Source organism: Streptomyces sp. NBC_01296 (genome assembly GCF_035984415.1).
GTDB lineage: Bacteria > Actinomycetota > Actinomycetes > Streptomycetales > Streptomycetaceae > Streptomyces.
The window spans coordinates 5525734-5545264 of record NZ_CP130720.1 but is presented as its reverse complement, the minus strand read 5'-3'; the positions used below and the strand labels follow the sequence as shown (position 1 = coordinate 5545264).

The window sequence follows — 19531 nt, the reverse complement described above, 5'->3', positions numbered from 1 at the left end:
GACAGCTCGCCCAACCCACGGGTAACTTATTGGTCTGAGCAAGCGCTTAGACACGGCGCGACAGCGCGACGGGCGACAGGATCGAGGAGGCGGCTGTGCGCCGTACCGTTTTCAACGAGGACCACGAGGCGTTCCGCGAGACCATCCGCGCGTTCATAGAGGCCGAGGTCGTCCCGGTCTACGACGAGTGGTTCGCGGCCGGCCAGGCCCCCCGCGACTTCTACTACAAGCTCGGCGAGCTGGGCGTCTTCGGCATCAACGTCCCCGAGGAGTTCGGCGGCGCAGGCCTGGACACCCACAAGTTCGAGGCCGTCCTCTACGAGGAGACCTCCCGCGCGGGCGTGAACTTCGGCGGCTCCGGCGTGCACGTGCTGCTCGCCCTCCCCTACATCAAGATGCTGGCCGACGTCGAGCAGAAGAAGCGCTACCTGCCGAAGTTCGTCTCCGGTGAGGAGATGTGGGCCCTCGCGATGACCGAGCCGGGCACCGGTTCCGACGTCGCGGGCATGAAGACCACCGCCAAGCTCTCCGAGGACGGCACGCACTACGTCCTCAACGGCTCCAAGACCTTCATCACCGGCGGCGTGCACGCCGACCGCGTGATCGTCTGCGCCCGTACCGCCGCCCCGCGCGAGGACGACCGCCGCTTCGGCATCTCCCTGTTCGCCGTGGACACCAAGTCCGAGGGCTACTCGATCGGCCGCAAGCTCGACAAGCTCGGCCTGCGCACCTCCGACACCGCCGAGCTGGCGTTCGTCGACGTCAAGGTGCCCGTCGAGGACCTGATGGGTGAGGAGGGCAAGGGCTTCTACTACCTCGGCCACAACCTGGCCTCCGAGCGCTGGGGCATCGCGTTCGGCGCGTACGCCCAGGCCGCCGCGGCCGTCCGGTTCGCCCAGCAGTACGTCACCGACCGCACCGTCTTCGGCAAGCCGGTCGCGCACTTCCAGAACACCAAGTTCGAGCTGGCCGCCTGCCAGGCCGAGGTGGACGCCGCCCAGGCCGTCGCGGACCGCGCCCTGGAGGCCCTGGACGCCGGCGAGCTGACCCCCGCCGAGGCCGCCTCCGCGAAGCTGTTCTGCACCGAGGTCGCGCACCGTGTGATCGACCGCTGCCTCCAGCTGCACGGCGGCTACGGCTACATGAACGAGTACCCGATCGCCCGCCTGTACGCCGACAACCGCGTCAACCGCATCTACGGCGGCACCAGCGAGATCATGAAGTCCATCATCGCCAAGTCGATGGGCCTGTAAGGGCCCTTCGGGACAAGGGACTTACCCTTCCCCCATGAACGAGGCACTGACGACGCTCCTCGATTTGCTCGACCTCGAGCAGATCGAGGAGAACATCTTCCGCGGTACCAGCCGTTCGGCGCTGGTACCGCGCGTCTTCGGCGGCCAGGTCGCGGCCCAGGCCCTGGTCGCGGCCGGCCGGACCGTTCCCGAGGACCGCACCGCGCACTCGCTGCACTCGTACTTCCTGCGCGCCGGGGACCCGGGCGCGCCGATCGTGTACGCGGTCGACCGGATCCGCGACGGGCGCTCCTTCACCACCCGCCGGGTCGTCGCCGTCCAGCACGGCCAGCCGATCTTCCACCTCTCCGCGTCCTTCCAGACGTACGAGGAGGGCCTCGACCACCAGGTCGCGATGCCGGACGCGCCCGATCCGGAGACCCTGCCGACGGCCGCCGAGTCCCTGCCCGCGTACCGGGAGATCTTCCGCGACCCGGGCACGGTGGAGCGGCTGATCGAGGCGCGCGGCGCGGTGGACCTGCGGTACGCGACCGTCCCGCCCTGGGGCAGCGTCGGCGAGCCGGTCGAGCCGCGCTCGCAGGTGTGGTTCCGTACGGCCGGCAAGCTGGAGAGCGACGACGCGCTCCTGCACACCTGCCTGGCCACGTACGTCTCGGACATGACCCTGCTCGACTCGGTGCTGCTCGCGCACGGCCGGGGCGGCTGGGCGGTCGGCGACGTGGTCGGCGCCTCGCTGGACCACGCGATGTGGTTCCACCGGCCGTTCCGCGCCGACGAGTGGCTGCTGTACGACCAGGAGTCCCCGTCGGCGGCCGCCGGGCGCGGCCTCGGGCAGGCCCGCATCTGGACGCAGGACGGACGGCTCGCCGTGACCGTCATCCAGGAGGGCGTGGTGCGCGTCCCGCGCGCCTGACCCCGGAGCACCCCTGGGGGGCCGGACGGCGGTCCCGTCGGGTGTCGCTGACCCCTCGGGCTGAGCATCGGCCCTACCGTCACCTCATGCCCGAGGAATCCGAGAGCGTCGGTACGGTCGTCGTCGCCGTGGTCACCAATCTGGGGATCGCAGCGGCCAAGGCGTTCGGCGGCATCGTCAGCGGGTCGAGCGCGATGCTGTCGGAGGCCGCGCACTCGGTGGCCGACACGGTGACGGAGGTCCTGCTGCTGACCGCGCTGAAGCGGAGCGCACGGCCCGCGGACGAGGCCCACCCGCTGGGCTACGGGCCGGAGCGGTACATCTGGGCGCTGCTCGCGTCGATCGCGACGTTCGCCGGCGGCGCGGTGTTCGCCGTGTACGACGGGATCCACACGCTGGTGCAAGGCGAGGAGCCGGGCGACCCCGCGCTCTCGTACGCGATCCTCGCCGTGGCCTTCGTACTGGAGGGCTACTCGCTGCTGGTGGCCTGGCGGCAGATGCGGGGCGAGGCGGCCCGGATGCGGGCCCCGCTGGCCGTGTACGTGAAGCACACCCCGGACACGGCGGTGAAGGCGGTGCTGCTGGAGAACGTGGCCGCACTGATCGGGCTCGTCCTGGCGGCGGGCGGCCTGCTGGGGGCGCAGCTCACCGGGTCGGGGGTGTCCGACGGGATCGCGTCGCTGCTGATCGGGCTGCTGCTGGTGATGGTGGCGTGGGAGCTGGGCCGCTCGAACGCCCAGTACCTGATCGGGCGGCCGCTGCCTGCGGCGATGCGGGCCGAGGTGCGGGAGGAGCTGCTGACCGTGCCGCACATCGAGGGCGTGCTGGAGCTGACGACCCTGGTTCAGGGGCCGTCGGAGGTGCTGATCGCGGCGAAGATCGACTTCCACGACCTGGCGTCGGCCCGGCAGGTGGAGGCGGCGTGCGAGGACGCGGAGGACCAGCTGCGGGAGCGGTGGCCGGCCATCCGCCGGGTGTACCTGGACCCGACACCCGCCCCCGGCCCGGACGCCGAGGTCCTGCCCGGCATCCGGCCTTAGTCCTGCGCCTAGGCCTGGGCCTGGGCCTGCCGTTCGTTCTCGGGGCGGGCCTTGAGCTTGGCCCAGATCGCCTCCAGCGCGGCTATGTCCGCGTCGTCGAGGCGGTCGTCGAAGACCTCGGCGAGGGCCTCGCGGCGGGTGGCGTCGGCCTCCGCGAAGGCGCGGCGGCCCGCCTCGGTGAGGGCGATCCCCACGGACCGGGCGTCCGTCGGGGACGGGACCCGTTCGACCAGGCCGCGGGCCCGGAGCGAATCGGCTACGCGGGAGACCTGGCTGCGGCTGAGCAGGGTCCTGGCGCCCAGCTCCGAGGGCGCAACCGGCTCCTGCTGGACGCTCAGCCACAGCATGACCTCGAACCACGACAGCGGCAGGTCGTGGCGGCGCGTGAGCACCTGGTCGACCCGGGCGGTGAGGGTGGTTCCGGCCCAGACCAGGCCGTAGAAGGCGTGGTCGCGGGGGGTGAGACCGTCCAAGTTGAGATTCGTGTGCGCCATGGGGGAAGGATACCGGGTTGCGTGCACACGCACACAACGTTAATGTGTGTGTGCACGCACAAATCTAGGGAGACCCTTTCATGAGCGCCAAGACCACTGCCAAGACCGTTCTGATCACCGGCACCTCTTCGGGCATCGGCCTGGCCGCCGCGGTCGCCGCCGCCCGGGCGGGCTGGCTCGCCGTCGCCACGATGCGGGACACCACCCGCGCCGGCGCCCTGCAGAAGGCCGCCGCAGAAGCCGGTGTCGCCGACCTCGTGCAGGTCAAGCAGCTGGACGTGACCGACGCGGACTCCGTGGCCACGTGCGTGGCCGAGGTCGTCGCCGAACACGGACACCTCGACGCGGTCGTGAACAACGCGGGGGCCGGCTTCGTCGGCACCATCGAGCAGCACGGCATGGAGAAGCTGCGGTCCGTCATGGAGGTCAACTTCTTCGGCGTCGCCGAGCTCACCCGGGCCGCGCTGCCCCACCTGCGCGCCTCGGGGGGCCGGGTCATCACCGTGACGAGCGTCGGCGGCGTGGTCGGCCAGCCGTTCAACGAGTCCTACTGCGCCGCCAAGTTCGCCGTCGAGGGCTTCATGGAGTCCCTGGCCCCGGTCGCCGCGGCCATGGGCGTCCAGGTGTCCGTCGTCGAACCGGGCGCCGTCGCCAGCGAGTTCGTGAACAACGTCGGGCTCGACATCCCGGCGCTGCTCGCCCAGGCGGGTCCGTACGCCCCGGCGCTGCAGGGCTACATCAACCACGCCCTGCAGTCCTTCGGCAGCGACACCGCCCAGACCCCGGAGCAGGCGGCGGCGCCGGTCATCGACGCGCTGACCGCCGAGAAGATGCCGTTCCGGATCCAGACCTCCGACTGGGCCCGCACCTTCGTGGGCATGAAGCTCGCCGACCTCGACGGTTCGGCCGTCCAGACCGAGATGACCAACTGGCTGGGCCAGTCGTGACCGCACACGCCGGCGGGGCCGGAACGAAGCCCCGCCGGGCGGGCTAGCGCAGGCCCGCCGCCGACAGCAGGTACGCCACCATCGGGTCGTAGAAGCGCGGGTCGCGGACGTGGTCGTCGAGCGGGACCGCCACCTGCAGGGTGCCCTCCGCCTCGCCGATGAACAGCGCCGGGTCGTTGCAGTCCGCGTAGCCCACCGCGTCCAGCCCGCGCTGCGCCGCACACCCCGCCCAGCCGTGGTCGGCGACGACCAGGTCCGGCTGGGGGCGGTTCGCCGCCGTCAGGCCGTCCAGGATCGCGGCCATCGGCTCCGGGGAGTGGGTGTGCCACAGCGTGGCCCCGCGCTCCAGCACCGCGACGTCCGCGAACTGCCACACCGAGCCCTCGTCCGCGACCAGGCCGGGCGGGATCACCACGATCTCGCAGCCCGCGGCGCGCAGCGCCGCCGCCGTCGCGCGGTGGACGTCCAGCAGGCCGCCCGGGTGCCCCGTGGCCAGCAGCACGCTCTGCCGGTCCAGGGCCGCCTTGCGCAGTCGCGCCGCCATCCGGTCCAGGCCGGACACCGTCAGCTCCGGGTCGATCGTGTCCTGGCCGAACCGGTACGCGGCGTCGTCGACGACCCCGCACCGCTCCGCCATCACGGCCAGCACGTCCTGCTCGTCCGCCCAACGGTCGCCCAGCTCCAGGCCCAGCCAGTAGTGCCGGTCGCCGTTGGCGAGCTTGCGGTAGTGCGACAGGTTGTTCTCGCGGGGCGTGGCGACCTGGCCCGAGATCCGGGTGCGGACCAGGTGGTCGACGAGTTCGGTGCGGCTCGGCGGTTCAACTGACAGGGCGGGCGTCTCTATCGGCTTCGGCATGCGGCCCATTCTGCCGCCGCCGGGCCCGAGTCGCCGGTTCCATTCCGACCAGCGGACGCGTCGTTTCACCCCGACAGCGCCCCGAACGCGCCGTGCGCCAGTCGCCGCAGCAGCGATTCCGTCGCCTCCCGGCCGAGCGCCGCCAGGTGCGGGGTGGAGTTGAGCAGGCCGAAGACGGCATGGACGGACACCCGTACCTCCGCCTCGCCGACCTCCGGGTGCAGTTCCCGTACGACCTCCACCCACAGCTCCACGTACTTGCGCTGGAGCTGCCGCACGAGCTTGCGGTCGGCCTCGCGCAGCCGGTCCAGCTCGCGGTCGTGCAGGGTGATCAGCGCCCGGTCGTCGAGGGCGAAGTCGATGTGGCCGTCGATGAGGGAGGCCAGTACGCCGACCGGGTCGCCCGCGGCTGCGGCCACCCGGTGGCGGCCGCCGGTCAGCAGCCGCTCGCTGATCCCGACCAGCAGCTCGGCGAGCATGGCGTCCTTGCCCGCGAAATGGCGGTACAGGCCGGGGCCGCTGATGCCCACCGCGGCCCCTATCTCGTCCACACCGACACCGTGGAACCCGCGCGCGGCGAAGAGGCGGGCGGCCTCACTGAGGATCTGCTCGCGACGGGTCGGGGCGGCCGCTCTGGTGCTCATGGGAATCCATTCTAGACAGGGCCGTTAGCGCTCGTTAACCTAGGCGGTACATGCGTTAACGCTCATTAACAGCGTGCACCGAGCAAGGGAGCTCGACCGATGCAGCAGGCACCAGTGCTGACGAGCGCCGCGGACCCGGCGTCCGAGGCCTGGCGGACCAACGAGGCCGCCCACCGCGAGCTCGCCGAGGGGCTGCGGGCGCGACTCGACGCGGCCCGGCTCGGCGGCGGCGAGAAGGCCCGCGCCCGCCACACCGCCCGCGGGAAGCTGCTCCCCCGCGACCGCGTGGACACCCTCCTGGACCCCGGGTCCCCCTTCCTGGAGCTGGCCCCGCTGGCCGCCGAGGGCATGTACGGGGGCGCGGCCCCGGCCGCCGGGGTCATCGCGGGCATCGGCCGGGTCAGCGGCCGCGAGTGCGTGATCGTCGCGAACGACGCCACCGTCAAGGGCGGCACGTACTACCCGATGACCGTCAAGAAGCACCTGCGCGCCCAGGAAGTGGCCCTGGAGAATCGTCTCCCCTGCCTCTACCTGGTCGACTCGGGCGGCGCCTTCCTCCCCATGCAGGACGAGGTCTTCCCCGACCGGGAGCACTTCGGCCGCATCTTCTACAACCAGGCGCGCATGTCCGGCGCCGGCATCCCGCAGATCGCCGCCGTCCTCGGCTCCTGCACGGCGGGCGGCGCGTACGTCCCGGCGATGAGCGACGAGGCCGTCATCGTCCGCGGGCAGGGCACGATCTTCCTCGGCGGCCCGCCGCTGGTGAAGGCCGCCACCGGCGAGGTGGTCACGGCCGAGGAGCTCGGCGGCGGCGAGGTCCACTCCCGGGTCTCGGGCGTCACCGACCACCTCGCGGAGGACGACGCGCACGCGCTGCGGATCGTACGGAACATCGTGGCGACCCTGCCCGAGCGCGGGGCCCTGCCCTGGTCGGTCGAGGCGCCGGAAGAGCCGAAGGTGGACCCGTACGGGCTGTACGGCGCGGTCCCGGTCGACTCGCGCACCCCCTACGACGCCCGCGAGGTCATCGCCCGCATCGTGGACGGGTCCCGCTTCCAGGAGTTCAAGTCGGAGTTCGGCCAGACGCTGGTCACCGGGTTCGCCCGGATCCACGGCCACCCGGTCGGCATCGTCGCCAACAACGGCATCCTGTTCTCCGAATCCGCCCAGAAGGGCGCGCACTTCATCGAGCTGTGCGACCAGCGCGGGATCCCGCTCCTCTTCCTCCAGAACATCTCGGGCTTCATGGTCGGCCGCGACTACGAGGCCGGCGGCATCGCCAAGCACGGCGCCAAGATGGTCACGGCCGTGGCCTGCACCCGGGTCCCGAAGCTGACGGTGGTGGTCGGCGGCTCGTACGGCGCGGGCAACTACTCGATGTGCGGCCGGGCGTACTCGCCGCGGTTCCTGTGGATGTGGCCCAACGCCAAGATCTCCGTGATGGGCGGCGAACAGGCCGCGTCCGTGCTCGCCACGGTCAAGCGGGACCAGATCGAGGGCGCGGGCCAGGAGTGGCCGCTCGAGGACGAGGAGGCCTTCAAGGCCCCGGTCCGCGCGCAGTACGAGGAGCAGGGCAACGCCTACTACGCCACCGCGCGGCTGTGGGACGACGGGGTCATCGACCCGATGGAGACCCGGCAGGTGCTGGGACTGGCCCTGACCGCGTGCGCGAACGCCCCGCTGGGCGACGCGGGCTTCGGCATCTTCCGAATGTGACGTGTGACGTGAGGACTTCTTCGATGTTCAGCACTGTTCTGGTCGCGAACCGGGGCGAGATCGCGGTCCGGGTCATCCGCACGCTGCGGGAGCTCGGGGTGCGGTCCGTGGCCGTCTTCAGCGACGCGGACGCGGACGCACGGCACGTACGGGAGGCCGACACGGCCGTCCGGATCGGCCCGGCGGCGGCCGCCGAGAGCTACCTGTCGGTGGAGCGGCTGCTCGACGCGGCGCGGCGCACGGGGGCCGAGGCCGTTCACCCGGGCTACGGCTTCCTCGCGGAGAACGCGGCCTTCGCGGCCGCCTGCGCGGAGGCGGGCCTGGCCTTCATCGGGCCGCCCGCCTCGGCGATCTCCCTGATGGGCGACAAGATCCGCGCCAAGCAGACCGTGAAGGCGGCCGGGGTCCCGGTCGTGCCCGGCTCCTCGGCCAGCGGCCTTTCGGACGCCGAACTGGTCGCGGCCGCCGAAGAGATCGGCATGCCGGTGCTGCTGAAGCCCTCGGCGGGCGGCGGCGGCAAGGGCATGCGGCTCGTCCGCGACGCCGGCCTGCTGGGCGAGGAGATCGCGGCGGCGCGCCGCGAAGCACGGTCGTCGTTCGGCGACGACACGCTGCTCGTGGAGCGCTGGGTGGACCGGCCGCGGCACATCGAGATCCAGGTGCTGGCGGACGCGCACGGGAACGTGGTGCACCTGGGCGAGCGCGAGTGCTCCCTGCAGCGGCGCCACCAGAAGGTGATCGAGGAGGCCCCGTCGGTCCTGCTCACACCGGAACTGCGGGCCTCGATGGGCGCGGCGGCGGTGGAGGCGGCGCGCTCGTGCGGGTACGTCGGCGCGGGCACGGTGGAGTTCATCGTGCCGGGCGGGGACCCGTCCTCGTACTACTTCATGGAGATGAACACCCGCCTCCAGGTGGAGCACCCGGTGACGGAGCTGATCACCGGGCTGGACCTGGTGGAACAGCAGCTGCGGGTTGCGGCGGGCGCTCCGCTGGCCTTCTCCCAGTCCGATGTCACCCTCACGGGGCACGCGATCGAGGCGCGCGTCTGCGCCGAGGACCCGGCGCGGGGGTTCCTGCCGTCCGGCGGTACGGTCCTCGCGCTGTCCGAGCCGTCGGGGGGCTCCGTCCGTACGGACTCCGGCCTGACGGCGGGGGTGGACACCGGGTCGACGTACGACCCGATGCTGTCGAAGGTGATCGCGTACGGTCCGGACCGAGCCGCTGCCCTCCGGGTGCTGCGGGGCGCCCTGGCCGACACCGTGATCCTGGGCGTCCAGACCAACACCGGTTTCCTGCGGCGGCTGTTGGCGCACCCGGATGTGGTGTCCGGGGACCTGGACACGGGCCTGGTGGAGCGGGACCTGGCCGGCATGCTGCCGGAGGGCGTCCCGCCGGAGGTGTACGCCACGGCTGCGCTGCTGGCCCAGGACGGTGCGGCAGCGGCCGCGGACGGGTGGGTCGACCCGTTCGGGGCGGCCAGCGGCTGGCGCCTCGGCGGCACCCCCGCCTGGACGGTCCACCACTTCCGCCTCCCGGGCCAGGACCCGGTCACCGTCCGCACCCGCCCGTCGGGCACCGAGACCGAGCTCCTGCTCACCGACACCGGGGACGATCCGGCCCCGTCGGCGATCGAGGCGCAGGGCCCGGGGCAGAGCCCCGGCGCACCGGCCCGCGGCCGGATCGTGGCCCGCACCGCCGAGTACCTGACGGTCGAACTCGACGGTGTCACCCACCGGTTCAGCCAGGCGGCCTCCCCTGAGGGGACCTGGCTCGGCCGCGACGGCGACTCCTGGCACGTGCAGGACCACGACCCCGTCACCGCCGCCCTCAGCGGCGCCGGCCACGCCGGCGCCGATACCCTCGCCGCCCCCATGCCCGGCACCGTCACCGTGGTCAAGGTCGCCGTCGGCGACCGCGTCGTCGCCGGGCAGAGCCTGCTCGTCGTCGAGGCGATGAAGATGGAGCACGTCATCTCCGCCCCGCACTCCGGCACGGTCACCGAGCTGGACGTCTCCCCCGGCACGACCGTCGCCATGGACCAGGTCCTGGCCGTCGTCACCCCGGACGAGGAAGAGGACAAGGAAGAAGGGGAGGCCAAGTGAACGGGCTGCCCATGACCGTCCCGGCCCCCGAGCTGCCGGCCCGCGTCCGCATCCACGAGGTCGGCGCCCGCGACGGCCTGCAGAACGAGAAGTCGGCCGTACCCACCCACGTCAAGGCCGAGTTCATCCACCGGCTCGCCGCGGCCGGGCTCACCACCATCGAGGCGACCAGCTTCGTGCACCCCAAGTGGGTGCCCCAACTGGCGGACGCCGAGGAGCTGTTCCCGCAGCTCCAGGACCTGGCCGGGGTCCACCTCCCCGTCCTCGTCCCCAACGAGCGCGGGCTCGACCGCGCCCTGGCCCTCGGCGCGGGCCGCATCGCGGTCTTCGGCTCGGCGACCGAGACCTTCGCCTCGCGCAACCTCAACCGGACCGTCGCCGAGTCCCTCGCCATGTTCGAGCCCGTCGTGGCCCGCGCCAAGGAGGGCAAGGCGCACGTCCGCGGCTACCTCTCCATGTGCTTCGGGGACCCCTGGGAGGGCCCCGTCCCGGTCCACCAGGTGGTCCGCGTGGCCAAGGCCCTGCTCGACCTCGGCTGCGACGAGCTCAGCCTCGGCGACACCATCGGCGTCGCCACCCCGGGCCATGTCCAGACCCTCCTCAGCGAGCTCAACGAGGAGGGCGTCACGACCGACCGGATCGGCGTGCACTTCCACGACACCTACGGCCAGGCCCTGTCCAACACCCTCGCCGCGCTCCAGCACGGAGTGACCACCGTCGACGCCTCCGCAGGCGGCCTCGGCGGCTGCCCGTACGCGAAGAGCGCCACCGGCAACCTCGCCACCGAGGACCTCGTGTGGATGCTCGACGGCCTCGGTATCGAGACCGGCGTCGACCTGGCCGCCCTCACCGCCACGAGCGTGTGGATGGCCGAACAGCTGGGACGCCCCAGCCCCTCCCGTACCGTCCGCGCCCTCTCCCACAAGGAGTAATGAAGACATGCCCCTCGACCACCGGCTCACCCCCGAGCACGAGGAACTCCGCCGTACCGTCGAGGCCTTCGCGCACGACGTCGTCGCCCCCAAGATCGGCGACCTGTACGAGCGGCACGAGTTCCCGTACGAGATCGTCCGCGAGATGGGCCGCATGGGCCTGTTCGGCCTGCCCTTCCCGGAGGAGTACGGCGGCATGGGCGGCGACTACCTCGCCCTCGGCATCGCCCTGGAGGAGCTGGCCCGCGTCGACTCCTCGGTCGCCATCACCCTGGAGGCGGGCGTCTCGCTGGGCGCCATGCCCCTCTACCTCTTCGGCACCGAGGAGCAGAAGCAGCAGTGGCTGCCGAAGATGTGCGCCGGCGAGGTGCTCGGCGCCTTCGGCCTGACCGAGCCGGACGGCGGCTCCGACGCCGGCGGCACCCGCACCACCGCCGTCAAGGACGGCGACGAGTGGGTGATCAACGGCTCGAAGTGCTTCATCACCAACTCCGGTACGGACATCACCGGTCTGGTCACCGTCACCGCGGTGACGGGACGCAAGGCGGACGGCCGCCCGGAGATCTCCTCGATCATCGTCCCGTCCGGCACCCCGGGCTTCACGGTGGCCGCCCCGTACTCCAAGGTCGGCTGGAACTCCTCGGACACCCGCGAGCTGGCGTTCGACAACGTACGGGTGCCGCTGGCCAACCTGGTCGGCCAGGAGGGGCGCGGCTACGCCCAGTTCCTGCGGATCCTCGACGAGGGCCGCATCGCGATCTCGGCGCTCGCCACGGGTCTTGCGCAGGGCTGCGTGGACGAGTCGGTGAAGTACGCCAAGGAGCGCAAGGCCTTCGGCCGGGCCATCGGCGACAACCAGGCCATCCAGTTCAAGCTGGCGGACATGGAGATGCGCGCCCACATGGCGCGGATCGGCTGGCGTGACGCGGCCTCCCGCCTCGTGGCCGGGGAGCCGTTCAAGAAGGAGGCGGCGATCGCGAAGCTGTACTCCTCGACGGTCGCCGTCGACAACGCGCGCGAGGCCACCCAGATCCACGGCGGCTACGGGTTCATGAACGAGTACCCCGTGGCGCGCATGTGGCGGGACTCCAAGATCCTGGAGATCGGCGAGGGCACCAGCGAGGTGCAGCGCATGCTCATCGCCCGTGAGCTGGGCTTCGCCGGCTAGACACCGCAGATCGCAGTACCGCGAGGGGGCCCTGAGGAAACTTAGGGCCCCCTTACCGCTTTCGGCAAAGGTTAGGCTAACCTTCCCTCCGAACGGCCCCGTGGCCGCCCGGCACGCACGAAAGCGGACATCGACATGCCCAAGTCCCGTACCTCCTACCTCTCCCGTCGCGGCCTCATCGCCGCCGGCGGCGCCCTCGGCCTCGTCGCGGCCCTCACCGCATGCGGCGGCTCCGACTCGGCGAAGAGCGAGGCGGGCGACAAGGGCAAGGGCGCTGCGGCCTCGGGCGCCTGGACCTTCAAGGACGACCTCGGCAAGGACATCAGCCTCAAGGCCAAGCCGAAGAACATCGTGGCCTACACCGGCACCGCCGCCGCGCTCTACGACTACGGCATCCAGGTCAAGGGCGTCTTCGGCCCGACCAAGACCGCCGACGGCAAGCCCGACACGATGGCCGGCTCGATGGACATCTCCAAGGTCGAGATCCTCGGCAACGTCTACGACGAGTTCAACGTCGAGAAGTACGCGGCCCTCCAGCCGGAGCTGCTGGTCACCAACACCTGGGACGGCAGCTACTGGTTCGTCCCGGAGGCCTCCAAGGACAAGATCCTGAAGCTGGCCCCGGCCGCCGCGATCGGCGTCGGCGGCGACGCCTCCCTCGACAAGGCGCTGGAGCGCACGGCCGACCTCGCCAAGTCCCTGGGCGCCGACCTGAACACCAAGAAGACCGCCGACGCCAAGGCCCGCTTCGAGTCGGCCGCCACCAAGGTCCGCGAGGCCACCAAGGCCAACCCGGGCATCAAGGTGCTCGTCGGCTCCGGCTCCGCCGACCTGTTCTACGTCTCCACCCCGAAGACCTCGGCCGACCTGAAGTACTTCGAGACCCTCGGCGTCGAGTTCGTCGCCCCGGAGCAGGGCAAGCTGGACGCGGGCGGCTTCTTCGAGAGCCTCAGCTGGGAGAACGCCGGCAAGTACAAGGCCGACCTGGTCCTGCTCGACAACCGCACCGGCACCCTGCAGCCGGAGGAGCTGAAGGCCAAGCCGACCTGGGCCGAGCTGCCCGCCGTCAAGGCCGGCCAGATCGCCCCGCGCGTGACCGAGCCGATCTACTCGTACGAGAAGTGCGCCCAGATCCTCGAGGACCTCGCGAAGGCCATCCAGAACGCCAAGAAGGTCGGCTGACCCTCGGCGCCCCGACCAGGCGCCGTTTCCACCGACGAGGGGGGACTCTCCGCATGACCGCCACCGCATCCGACACCGCCCCGGCCGCCGCCCACTTCCGGTTCTTCGAGCTCGAAGTGCTCCGCACGCGCCGGCTCGGGCACTCGTTCCTGCGGGTCACGTTCGGCGGGGAGTCCCTCTCGGGCTTCCGCTCGGGCGGCTACGACCAGAGCCTCTCGCTCTTCCTGCCGCCCGCCCACCAGGAGCACACCGTGCTCCCGTCCACGGACGAGGACACCTGGTTCGCGTCCTGGCGCGGAATGCCGGACGAGGAGCGGCCGGTGATGCGCTCGTACACCGTGCGCGCGCAGCGCCGCACGCCCGAGGGCGCCGACGAGGTCGACATCGACTTCGTGCTCCACGGCACTGCGACATCAGCCGCTGACGCGGCGGGGTCCCCGGCGGCGTACTGGGCGGGGCGGGCGGTGACCGGCCGCCGGATCATGGCGATCGGCCCGGCCGTCGCGGAGAACAAGTCCGTACGGTTCCAGCCGCCGGCCGGCACCGACGCGCTGCTCATGTACGCGGACGAGACCGCGCTCCCCGCCGCAGCCGCGATCCTGGACCGGCTCCCCGCCGGGATCCGGGTCGCCGCGTGGTTCGAGGTCCCGCACGCCGACGACCGGCTCGTCCTGCCGACGCTCGCCGACGCGGACATCACCTGGATCGTGCGGGAGAGCGGCGCGGGCAAGGAGCGCACCGAGCGCGTGCTGGAGGCGGTCCGGGCGGCCGAACTGCCGGTCGCCGAAGCTCCGTACGCCTGGCTCGCGGGCGAGGCCGGCACGATTCGGGCCGTCCGTCGGCATGTCGTGCAGGAACGTTCCATCGACCGGCGTGCGGTGCGTTTCACCGGTTACTGGCGCCTGGGTGCGAGCGAGGAGGAGCTCCTCGCCGAGGCGTACGCGGGCCAGGCGGCCAGCGAGGAACCCACGTCCGCGCTGTAACAACTCCCGCTTCCCCCACTCCTCTTCGGCGATGGGCCCCGGCGTTCGACCGGGGCCCATCGCTATTTGGCCTGAAAGTTAGGTTAGGCTAACCTAATAATCACCTTCCCCACCCGCTTCTTTCCCCGCCCGGAGGAACGTTGATGCGCTCGCATCTGCTGAATGAGACGACCGCGGACCTGTACCGGCGTGCCGTCACCGAAGGCGTCGAGCGCGTCGCTGCCAAACTCGCGACCACCGAGCGGCCGCACACCGGCATATCCGTCGACGAACTCGCCCCGGTCATCAACGGGATCGACCTGGACCGGCCCCTCGAGGACCCGGCCGCCGTCCTCGACGAGCTGGAAGAGGTCTACCTGCGCGACGCGGTGTACTTCCACCATCCGCGCTACCTGGGCCACCTCAACTGCCCCGTCGTCATCCCCGCCGTGCTCGGCGAGGCCGTCCTCTCGGCCGTCAACTCCTCCCTGGACACCTGGGACCAGTCCATCGGCGGCACGCTCATCGAGCGCCGCCTGATCGACTGGACCGCGCAGCGCATCGGCCTCGGCCCGGACGCGGACGGCATCTTCACCTCCGGCGGCAGCCAGTCCAACTTCCACGCGCTGCTGCTGGCCCGCGACGAGGCCTGCCGCAAGGTCATGCAGAGCAGCGAGCGGGCGCTCCCGAAGTCCGACGTCCTGCCCAGGCTGCGCATCTTCACCTCCGAGGCCAGCCACTTCAGCGTCAAGAAGTCGGCCGCCATGCTCGGGCTCGGCTACGAGGCCGTCATCGCCGTCCCCGTCGACCGCCACCGCCGCATGGACACCTCCGTGCTCGCCCTCGAGCTGGAGAACTGCGCCGCCGAGGGCCTGTTCCCGATGGCCGTCGTCGCCACCGCCGGAACCACCGACTTCGGGTCCATCGACCCGCTCCCCGAGATCGCCCGCCTGGCCGCCGAGCACTGCGCGTGGATGCACGTGGACGCCGCGTACGGCTGCGGACTGCTGATCTCCCCCACCCGCCGGCACCTGCTCGACGGCATCGAGCTGGCCGACTCGGTCACGGTCGACTACCACAAGTCGTTCTTCCAGCCGGTCAGTTCCAGCGCGATGCTGGTCCGCGACCGCGACACCCTGGGGCACGCCACGTACCACGCGGACTACCTCAACCCCCGCCGCATGGCGCAGGAGCGGATCCCGAACCAGGTCGACAAGTCCATCCAGACCACGCGCCGCTTCGACGCGCTCAAGCTCTGGATGACCCTGCGCACCATGGGCGCCGACGGCCTCGGATCGCTCTTCGACGAGGTCATCGACCTGGCCGCGGCCGGCTGGGACGTCATCGACGCCGACCCGCGCTTCGAGGTCGTCGTCAAGCCCCAGATCTCCACCCTGGTCTTCCGCTACGTACCCCGTGTCGAGGGCGTCGACGTCCGGGGGGACCTCGTCGACGAGGCCAACCTGCACGCCCGCAAGGCGCTGTTCGCCTCCGGCGAGGCGGTCGTCGCCGGCACCAAGGTGGACGGCGACCAGTACCTGAAGTTCACCCTCCTCAACCCGCAGACCACGACGGCCGACATCGCGGCCGTCCTCGACCTCCTCGCGTCACACGCCGAGCAGTACCTGGGAGAATCCCTTGTCCACGCCTCGTGAGCCCCGCCGGCCGTTCGACTTCATCGGTATCGGCCTCGGTCCCTTCAACCTGGGACTCGCCTGCCTGACCGCTCCGATCGACGAGCTCGACGGCCTCTTCATCGAGACGAAGCCGCACTTCGAGTGGCACGCCGGGATGTTCCTCGACGGTGCGCACCTGCAGACGCCGTTCATGTCGGACCTGGTCACGCTGGCCGACCCGACCTCGCCCTTCTCCTTCCTGAACTACCTGAAGGACAAGGACCGGCTGTACTCCTTCTACATCCGGGAGAACTTCTACCCGCTGCGGACCGAGTACAACGACTACTGCCGCTGGGCCGCCGACCGCCTCGACAACGTGCAGTACTCCACCTCCGTCACGGAGGTCACGTACGACGAGCAGGCCGGCCTGTACGAGGTCCACACCGACCGCGGCGAGACCCACCTGGCCCGCCGCCTGGTCCTGGGCACCGGCACCCCGCCGTTCGTCCCGCAGGCCTGCGCCGGGCTCGGCGGCGACTTCACGCACAACTCCGCGTACATGCAGCACAAGGCGGAGCTCCAGCAGAAGAAGTCGATCACGCTGGTCGGCTCCGGCCAGAGCGCGGCGGAGATCTACTACGACCTGCTCTCCGAGATCGACGTGTACGGGTACCAGCTCAACTGGGTGACGCGCTCCCCGCGGTTCTTCCCGCTGGAGTACACGAAGCTGACGCTGGAGATGACCTCCCCGGAGTACGTGGACTACTTCCACGCGCTGCCCGAGGAGACCCGGTACCGGCTCGAGCACCAGCAGAAGAACCTCTTCAAGGGCATCGACGGCGAGCTCATCAACGCCGTCTTCGACATGCTGTACCAGAAGAAGGTCACCTCGCCGGGCCCGGTCCCGACCACCCTGCTGACCAACACCTCGCTGAACTCGGCCGCTTACGACACGACCACGGGCGCGTACACCCTGGGGCTGCGCCAGGAGGAGCAGGAGCGCGAGTTCTCCCTCGCCACCGAGGGCCTGATCCTCGCGACGGGCTACACGTACACGCTCCCGGAGTTCCTGAACCCCGTCCGCGAGCGCCTGTCCTTCGACGGCCGCGGCCGCCCCGACGCGGCCCGCAACTACAGCATCGACGTGACCGGCCGCGGGGTCTTCCTGCAGAACGGCACGGTCCACAACCACTCCATCACCTCGCCTGACCTGGGCATGGCCGCGTACCGCAACGCGTACATCATCGGAGAGCTCCTCGGCCGCGAGTACTACAAGGTCGAGAAGTCCATCGCGTTCCAGCAGTTCGCCGCCCCGGAAGGCCCGCACGCATGAGCACCGCCGAAACCCTCTACAGCCGCGTCGAAGCGGACCTCGGGACCTTCTCCGTGAGGCCCCTGGACCCCTTCGCCGACGCGGAGCTGCTGCACGGCTGGATCACCCATCCGAAGGCCTCGTTCTGGATGATGCAGGACGCCTCGCTGCCGGACGTCGAGCGCGAGTACATGCGGATCGCCGCCCACGAGCACCACCAGGCCTTCATCGGCCTGCACGAGGGCCGCCCTGCCTTCCTGATGGAGACGTACGACCCGAGCGAGCTGGAACTGGTCGGCCTGTACGACGCCCGGCCCGGCGACGTCGGCATGCACTTCCTCGTCGCCCCGAGCGACACCCCGCTGCACGGCTTCACCCGCGCCGTCATCACCACGGTCATGGCGGCCGTCTTCGCGGATCCGGCGACCGAGCGCGTCGTGGTCGAGCCGGACGTCGCCAACACCGCCGTGCACGCCCTGAACGAGGCCGTCGGCTTCGTACCGGAACGGCGGGTCACCAAGCCGGAGAAGGAAGCCCTGCTGAGCTTCTGCACCCGCGCGCAGTTCGAGGCGGCCACCGGCCTGACGGGAGCCTCCATATGAGCCTCGCCGACGCGATCTCGCACCTCTCCCCCGAACCGTGGGCCCGCGCGAACCGCGCACTGGTCCGCAAGGCCCTGGCGGAGTTCGCGCACGAGCGCCTGCTGACCCCGAAGCCGCTCGGCGGCTCGGCGTACTCGGTCCTGAGCGACGACGGCACCGTGGAGTACCGCTTCACCGCGGCCCTCCACGCCCTGGACCACTGGGCGGTCGACGAGGCCTCCGTCACCCGCCACCGGGACGGCGCCGAGCTGCCCCTGGACGCGATCGACTTCCACATCGAGCTGAAGGACGCCCTCGGTCTCAGCGCCGAGGTCCTGCCGGTGTACCTGGAGGAGATCTCCTCCACCCTGGCGGGCTCGGGCTTCAAGTACACGAAGCCGCAGGTCCCGGCCGCCGTCCTGGCGAAGTCCTCCTTCCAGGACATCGAGACCGGCATGACCGAGGGCCACCCCTGCTTCGTCGCCAACAACGGCCGGCTCGGGTTCGGCGTGCACGAGTACCTCTCGTACGCCCCGGAGACGGCGAGCCCCGTCCACCTGGTGTGGGTGGCGGCCCGCAAGGACGTCTCTACGTTCACCGCGGGCGCCGGCCTGGACCACGACGCGTTCATGCGCGACGAGCTGGGCGAGGCCGCCATCGCGGGGTTCGCGGCCAAGCTCTCCGCCCTGGGCCTGGACCCGGCGGACTACCACTTCCTGCCGGTGCACCCCTGGCAGTGGTGGAACAAGACCACGGTCACCTTCGCGGCCGAGATCGCGAACCGCCGTCTGGTGCTGCTCGGCGAGGGCGAGGACGCGTACCTGGCCCAGCAGTCGATCCGTACGTTCTTCAACACCACGACGCCGGCGAAGCACTACGTGAAGACCGCCATCTCGGTCCTCAACATGGGCTTCATGCGCGGCCTGTCGGCGGCCTACATGGAGGCCACCCCGGCGATCAACGACTGGCTGCACCAGCTGATCGAGGGCGACGAGGTCCTGCAGTCGGTGGACTTCTCGATCATCCGCGAGCGCGCGGCCATCGGCTACCACCACCGCCAGTACGAGCGCGCCACCGACCGCTACTCGCCGTACCGCAAGATGCTGGCCGCCCTGTGGCGCGAGTCCCCGGTCAACCACCTCCGGGAGGGCGAGCGCCTGGCGACGATGGCCTCGCTGCTGCACGTCGACTCCGAGGGCAGGTCCTTCGTCGGCGCGCTGATCGAGGAGTCGGGCCTCACCCCGTCGCAGTGGCTGAAGCCGTACCTGAAGGCCTACCTCCTGCCGCTCCTGCACTGCTTCTACCAGTACGACCTGGCGTACATGCCGCACGGCGAGAACACCATCCTCGTCATCGAGAACGGCGTGGTGAAGCGGGCGATCTTCAAGGACATCGCCGAGGAGATCGTGGTCATGGACCCCGACGCGGTGCTCCCGCCGGCCGTCGAGCGCGTCAGGGCCGACATCCCGGAGGACATGAAGCTCCTGTCGATCTTCACGGACGTCTTCGACTGCTTCTTCCGCTTCCTGGGCTCGATCCTGGCCGCGGAGGGCATCTGCGAGGAGGACACCTTCTGGCGGGCGGTCGCCGACTGCGGCCACGCCTACCAGGAGTCGATGCCGCAACTCGCGGAGCGCTTCGAGCGCTACGACCTGTTCGCCGAGGAGTTCCAGCTGTCCTGCCTGAACCGGCTCCAGCTGCGCAACAACAAGCAGATGGTGGACCTCGCCGACCCGGCGGCCGCCCTCCAGCTGATCGGCACCCTCAAGAACCCCGTCGCGCCGTACGCATCGCGGCGGTGATCAAGGGGGTG

The 19531-nt window shown here is 70.9% G+C and carries 17 protein-coding genes; 14 read left to right on the top strand and 3 right to left on the bottom strand.

Annotated features, from left to right (window positions below; translation table 11 throughout):
- Nucleotides 1–95 precede the first annotated feature (95 nt).
- From OG299_RS25230 to OG299_RS25220, 3 genes are all read left to right on the top strand, one after another.
- Nucleotides 96–1253, top strand: coding sequence for an acyl-CoA dehydrogenase family protein (locus tag OG299_RS25230; RefSeq protein WP_266629106.1), 1158 nt, complete (start codon nt 96–98; stop codon nt 1251–1253).
- A 34-nt stretch (nt 1254–1287) separates the two neighbouring features.
- Nucleotides 1288–2166 carry an acyl-CoA thioesterase II gene (gene tesB, locus OG299_RS25225; RefSeq protein ID WP_266629104.1) on the top strand — a complete coding sequence of 293 codons (879 nt, stop codon included), beginning with the start codon at nt 1288–1290 and terminating at the stop codon, nt 2164–2166.
- Between the two features lie 86 nt (nt 2167–2252).
- Nucleotides 2253–3206, top strand: coding sequence for a cation diffusion facilitator family transporter (locus OG299_RS25220; protein ID WP_327362709.1), 954 nt, complete (start codon nt 2253–2255; stop codon nt 3204–3206).
- A gap of 8 nt (nt 3207–3214) precedes the next feature.
- On the opposite strand, the gene OG299_RS25215 is transcribed toward OG299_RS25220, so the two are convergent.
- Entirely contained in the window at nt 3215–3700 is a 486-nt protein-coding gene (locus tag OG299_RS25215) for a MarR family winged helix-turn-helix transcriptional regulator (RefSeq protein WP_327362708.1), read from the bottom strand.
- Nucleotides 3701–3780: 80 nt separating this feature from the next.
- Here OG299_RS25215 and OG299_RS25210 point away from each other — a divergent pair, with 80 nt between their 5' ends.
- The gene (locus OG299_RS25210; RefSeq protein ID WP_327362707.1) at nt 3781–4647 is read left to right on the top strand and encodes an SDR family oxidoreductase; all 867 of its coding nucleotides are present in this window, start codon (nt 3781–3783) and stop codon (nt 4645–4647) included.
- 43 nt (nt 4648–4690) lie between these two features.
- Here OG299_RS25210 and OG299_RS25205 read toward each other — a convergent pair whose 3' ends face one another.
- The gene (locus OG299_RS25205) at nt 4691–5512 is read right to left on the bottom strand and encodes a phosphatase (RefSeq protein ID WP_266629097.1); all 822 of its coding nucleotides are present in this window, start codon (nt 5510–5512) and stop codon (nt 4691–4693) included.
- Between the two features lie 56 nt (nt 5513–5568).
- Nucleotides 5569–6147: an SACE_7040 family transcriptional regulator gene (locus tag OG299_RS25200; RefSeq protein WP_266629095.1), complete on the bottom strand. Its 579-nt coding sequence runs from the start codon at nt 6145–6147 to the stop codon at nt 5569–5571.
- Nucleotides 6148–6246: 99 nt separating this feature from the next.
- Here OG299_RS25200 and OG299_RS25195 point away from each other — a divergent pair, with 99 nt between their 5' ends.
- From OG299_RS25195 to OG299_RS25150, 10 genes are all read left to right on the top strand, one after another.
- Nucleotides 6247–7863: a carboxyl transferase domain-containing protein gene (locus tag OG299_RS25195; protein ID WP_266629093.1), complete on the top strand. Its 1617-nt coding sequence runs from the start codon at nt 6247–6249 to the stop codon at nt 7861–7863.
- Nucleotides 7864–7886: 23 nt separating this feature from the next.
- Entirely contained in the window at nt 7887–9965 is a 2079-nt protein-coding gene (locus OG299_RS25190) for an ATP-binding protein (RefSeq protein ID WP_327362706.1), read from the top strand.
- 11 nt (nt 9966–9976) lie between these two features.
- On the top strand, nt 9977–10897 hold the full coding sequence (locus tag OG299_RS25185; RefSeq protein WP_266633536.1) for a hydroxymethylglutaryl-CoA lyase: 921 nt from the start codon (nt 9977–9979) through the stop codon (nt 10895–10897).
- Between the two features lie 7 nt (nt 10898–10904).
- The gene (locus tag OG299_RS25180) at nt 10905–12065 is read left to right on the top strand and encodes an acyl-CoA dehydrogenase family protein (protein WP_266629089.1); all 1161 of its coding nucleotides are present in this window, start codon (nt 10905–10907) and stop codon (nt 12063–12065) included.
- 135 nt (nt 12066–12200) lie between these two features.
- Entirely contained in the window at nt 12201–13247 is a 1047-nt protein-coding gene (locus OG299_RS25175) for an ABC transporter substrate-binding protein (protein ID WP_327362705.1), read from the top strand.
- A gap of 53 nt (nt 13248–13300) precedes the next feature.
- Nucleotides 13301–14230: a siderophore-interacting protein gene (locus OG299_RS25170; protein ID WP_327362703.1), complete on the top strand. Its 930-nt coding sequence runs from the start codon at nt 13301–13303 to the stop codon at nt 14228–14230.
- 143 nt (nt 14231–14373) lie between these two features.
- Entirely contained in the window at nt 14374–15864 is a 1491-nt protein-coding gene (locus OG299_RS25165) for a pyridoxal phosphate-dependent decarboxylase family protein (protein ID WP_327362702.1), read from the top strand.
- Nucleotides 15848–17158 (top strand): lysine N(6)-hydroxylase/L-ornithine N(5)-oxygenase family protein, encoded by a 1311-nt coding sequence (locus OG299_RS25160; protein WP_327362701.1) that lies wholly within the window; start codon nt 15848–15850, stop codon nt 17156–17158. The genes OG299_RS25165 and OG299_RS25160 overlap by 17 nt, the downstream gene beginning before the upstream one ends.
- On the top strand, nt 17155–17739 hold the full coding sequence (locus tag OG299_RS25155) for a GNAT family N-acetyltransferase (protein ID WP_266629079.1): 585 nt from the start codon (nt 17155–17157) through the stop codon (nt 17737–17739). The genes OG299_RS25160 and OG299_RS25155 overlap by 4 nt, the downstream gene beginning before the upstream one ends.
- On the top strand, nt 17736–19520 hold the full coding sequence (locus OG299_RS25150; protein WP_327362700.1) for an IucA/IucC family protein: 1785 nt from the start codon (nt 17736–17738) through the stop codon (nt 19518–19520). The genes OG299_RS25155 and OG299_RS25150 overlap by 4 nt, the downstream gene beginning before the upstream one ends.
- Nucleotides 19521–19531: the final 11 nt, after the last annotated feature.

Excerpts from the sequence above, each read along its gene's own strand:
- OG299_RS25205 (WP_266629097.1), bottom strand. The coding sequence starts at position 5,512 with ATGGGCCGCATGCCGAAGCCGATAGAGACGCCCGCCCTGTCAGTTGAA.
- OG299_RS25195 (WP_266629093.1), top strand. The coding sequence starts at position 6,247 with ATGCAGCAGGCACCAGTGCTGACGAGCGCCGCGGACCCGGCGTCCGAG.
- OG299_RS25175 (WP_327362705.1), top strand. The coding sequence starts at position 12,201 with ATGCCCAAGTCCCGTACCTCCTACCTCTCCCGTCGCGGCCTCATCGCC.
- OG299_RS25185 (WP_266633536.1), top strand. The coding sequence starts at position 9,977 with ATGACCGTCCCGGCCCCCGAGCTGCCGGCCCGCGTCCGCATCCACGAG.
- tesB (WP_266629104.1), top strand. The coding sequence starts at position 1,288 with ATGAACGAGGCACTGACGACGCTCCTCGATTTGCTCGACCTCGAGCAG.
- OG299_RS25150 (WP_327362700.1), top strand. The coding sequence starts at position 17,736 with ATGAGCCTCGCCGACGCGATCTCGCACCTCTCCCCCGAACCGTGGGCC.
- OG299_RS25180 (WP_266629089.1), top strand. The coding sequence starts at position 10,905 with ATGCCCCTCGACCACCGGCTCACCCCCGAGCACGAGGAACTCCGCCGT.
- OG299_RS25190 (WP_327362706.1), top strand. The coding sequence starts at position 7,887 with ATGTTCAGCACTGTTCTGGTCGCGAACCGGGGCGAGATCGCGGTCCGG.
- OG299_RS25170 (WP_327362703.1), top strand. The coding sequence starts at position 13,301 with ATGACCGCCACCGCATCCGACACCGCCCCGGCCGCCGCCCACTTCCGG.
- OG299_RS25210 (WP_327362707.1), top strand. The coding sequence starts at position 3,781 with ATGAGCGCCAAGACCACTGCCAAGACCGTTCTGATCACCGGCACCTCT.
- OG299_RS25165 (WP_327362702.1), top strand. The coding sequence starts at position 14,374 with ATGCGCTCGCATCTGCTGAATGAGACGACCGCGGACCTGTACCGGCGT.
- OG299_RS25215 (WP_327362708.1), bottom strand. The coding sequence starts at position 3,700 with ATGGCGCACACGAATCTCAACTTGGACGGTCTCACCCCCCGCGACCAC.
- OG299_RS25200 (WP_266629095.1), bottom strand. The coding sequence starts at position 6,147 with ATGAGCACCAGAGCGGCCGCCCCGACCCGTCGCGAGCAGATCCTCAGT.
- OG299_RS25220 (WP_327362709.1), top strand. The coding sequence starts at position 2,253 with ATGCCCGAGGAATCCGAGAGCGTCGGTACGGTCGTCGTCGCCGTGGTC.
- OG299_RS25155 (WP_266629079.1), top strand. The coding sequence starts at position 17,155 with ATGAGCACCGCCGAAACCCTCTACAGCCGCGTCGAAGCGGACCTCGGG.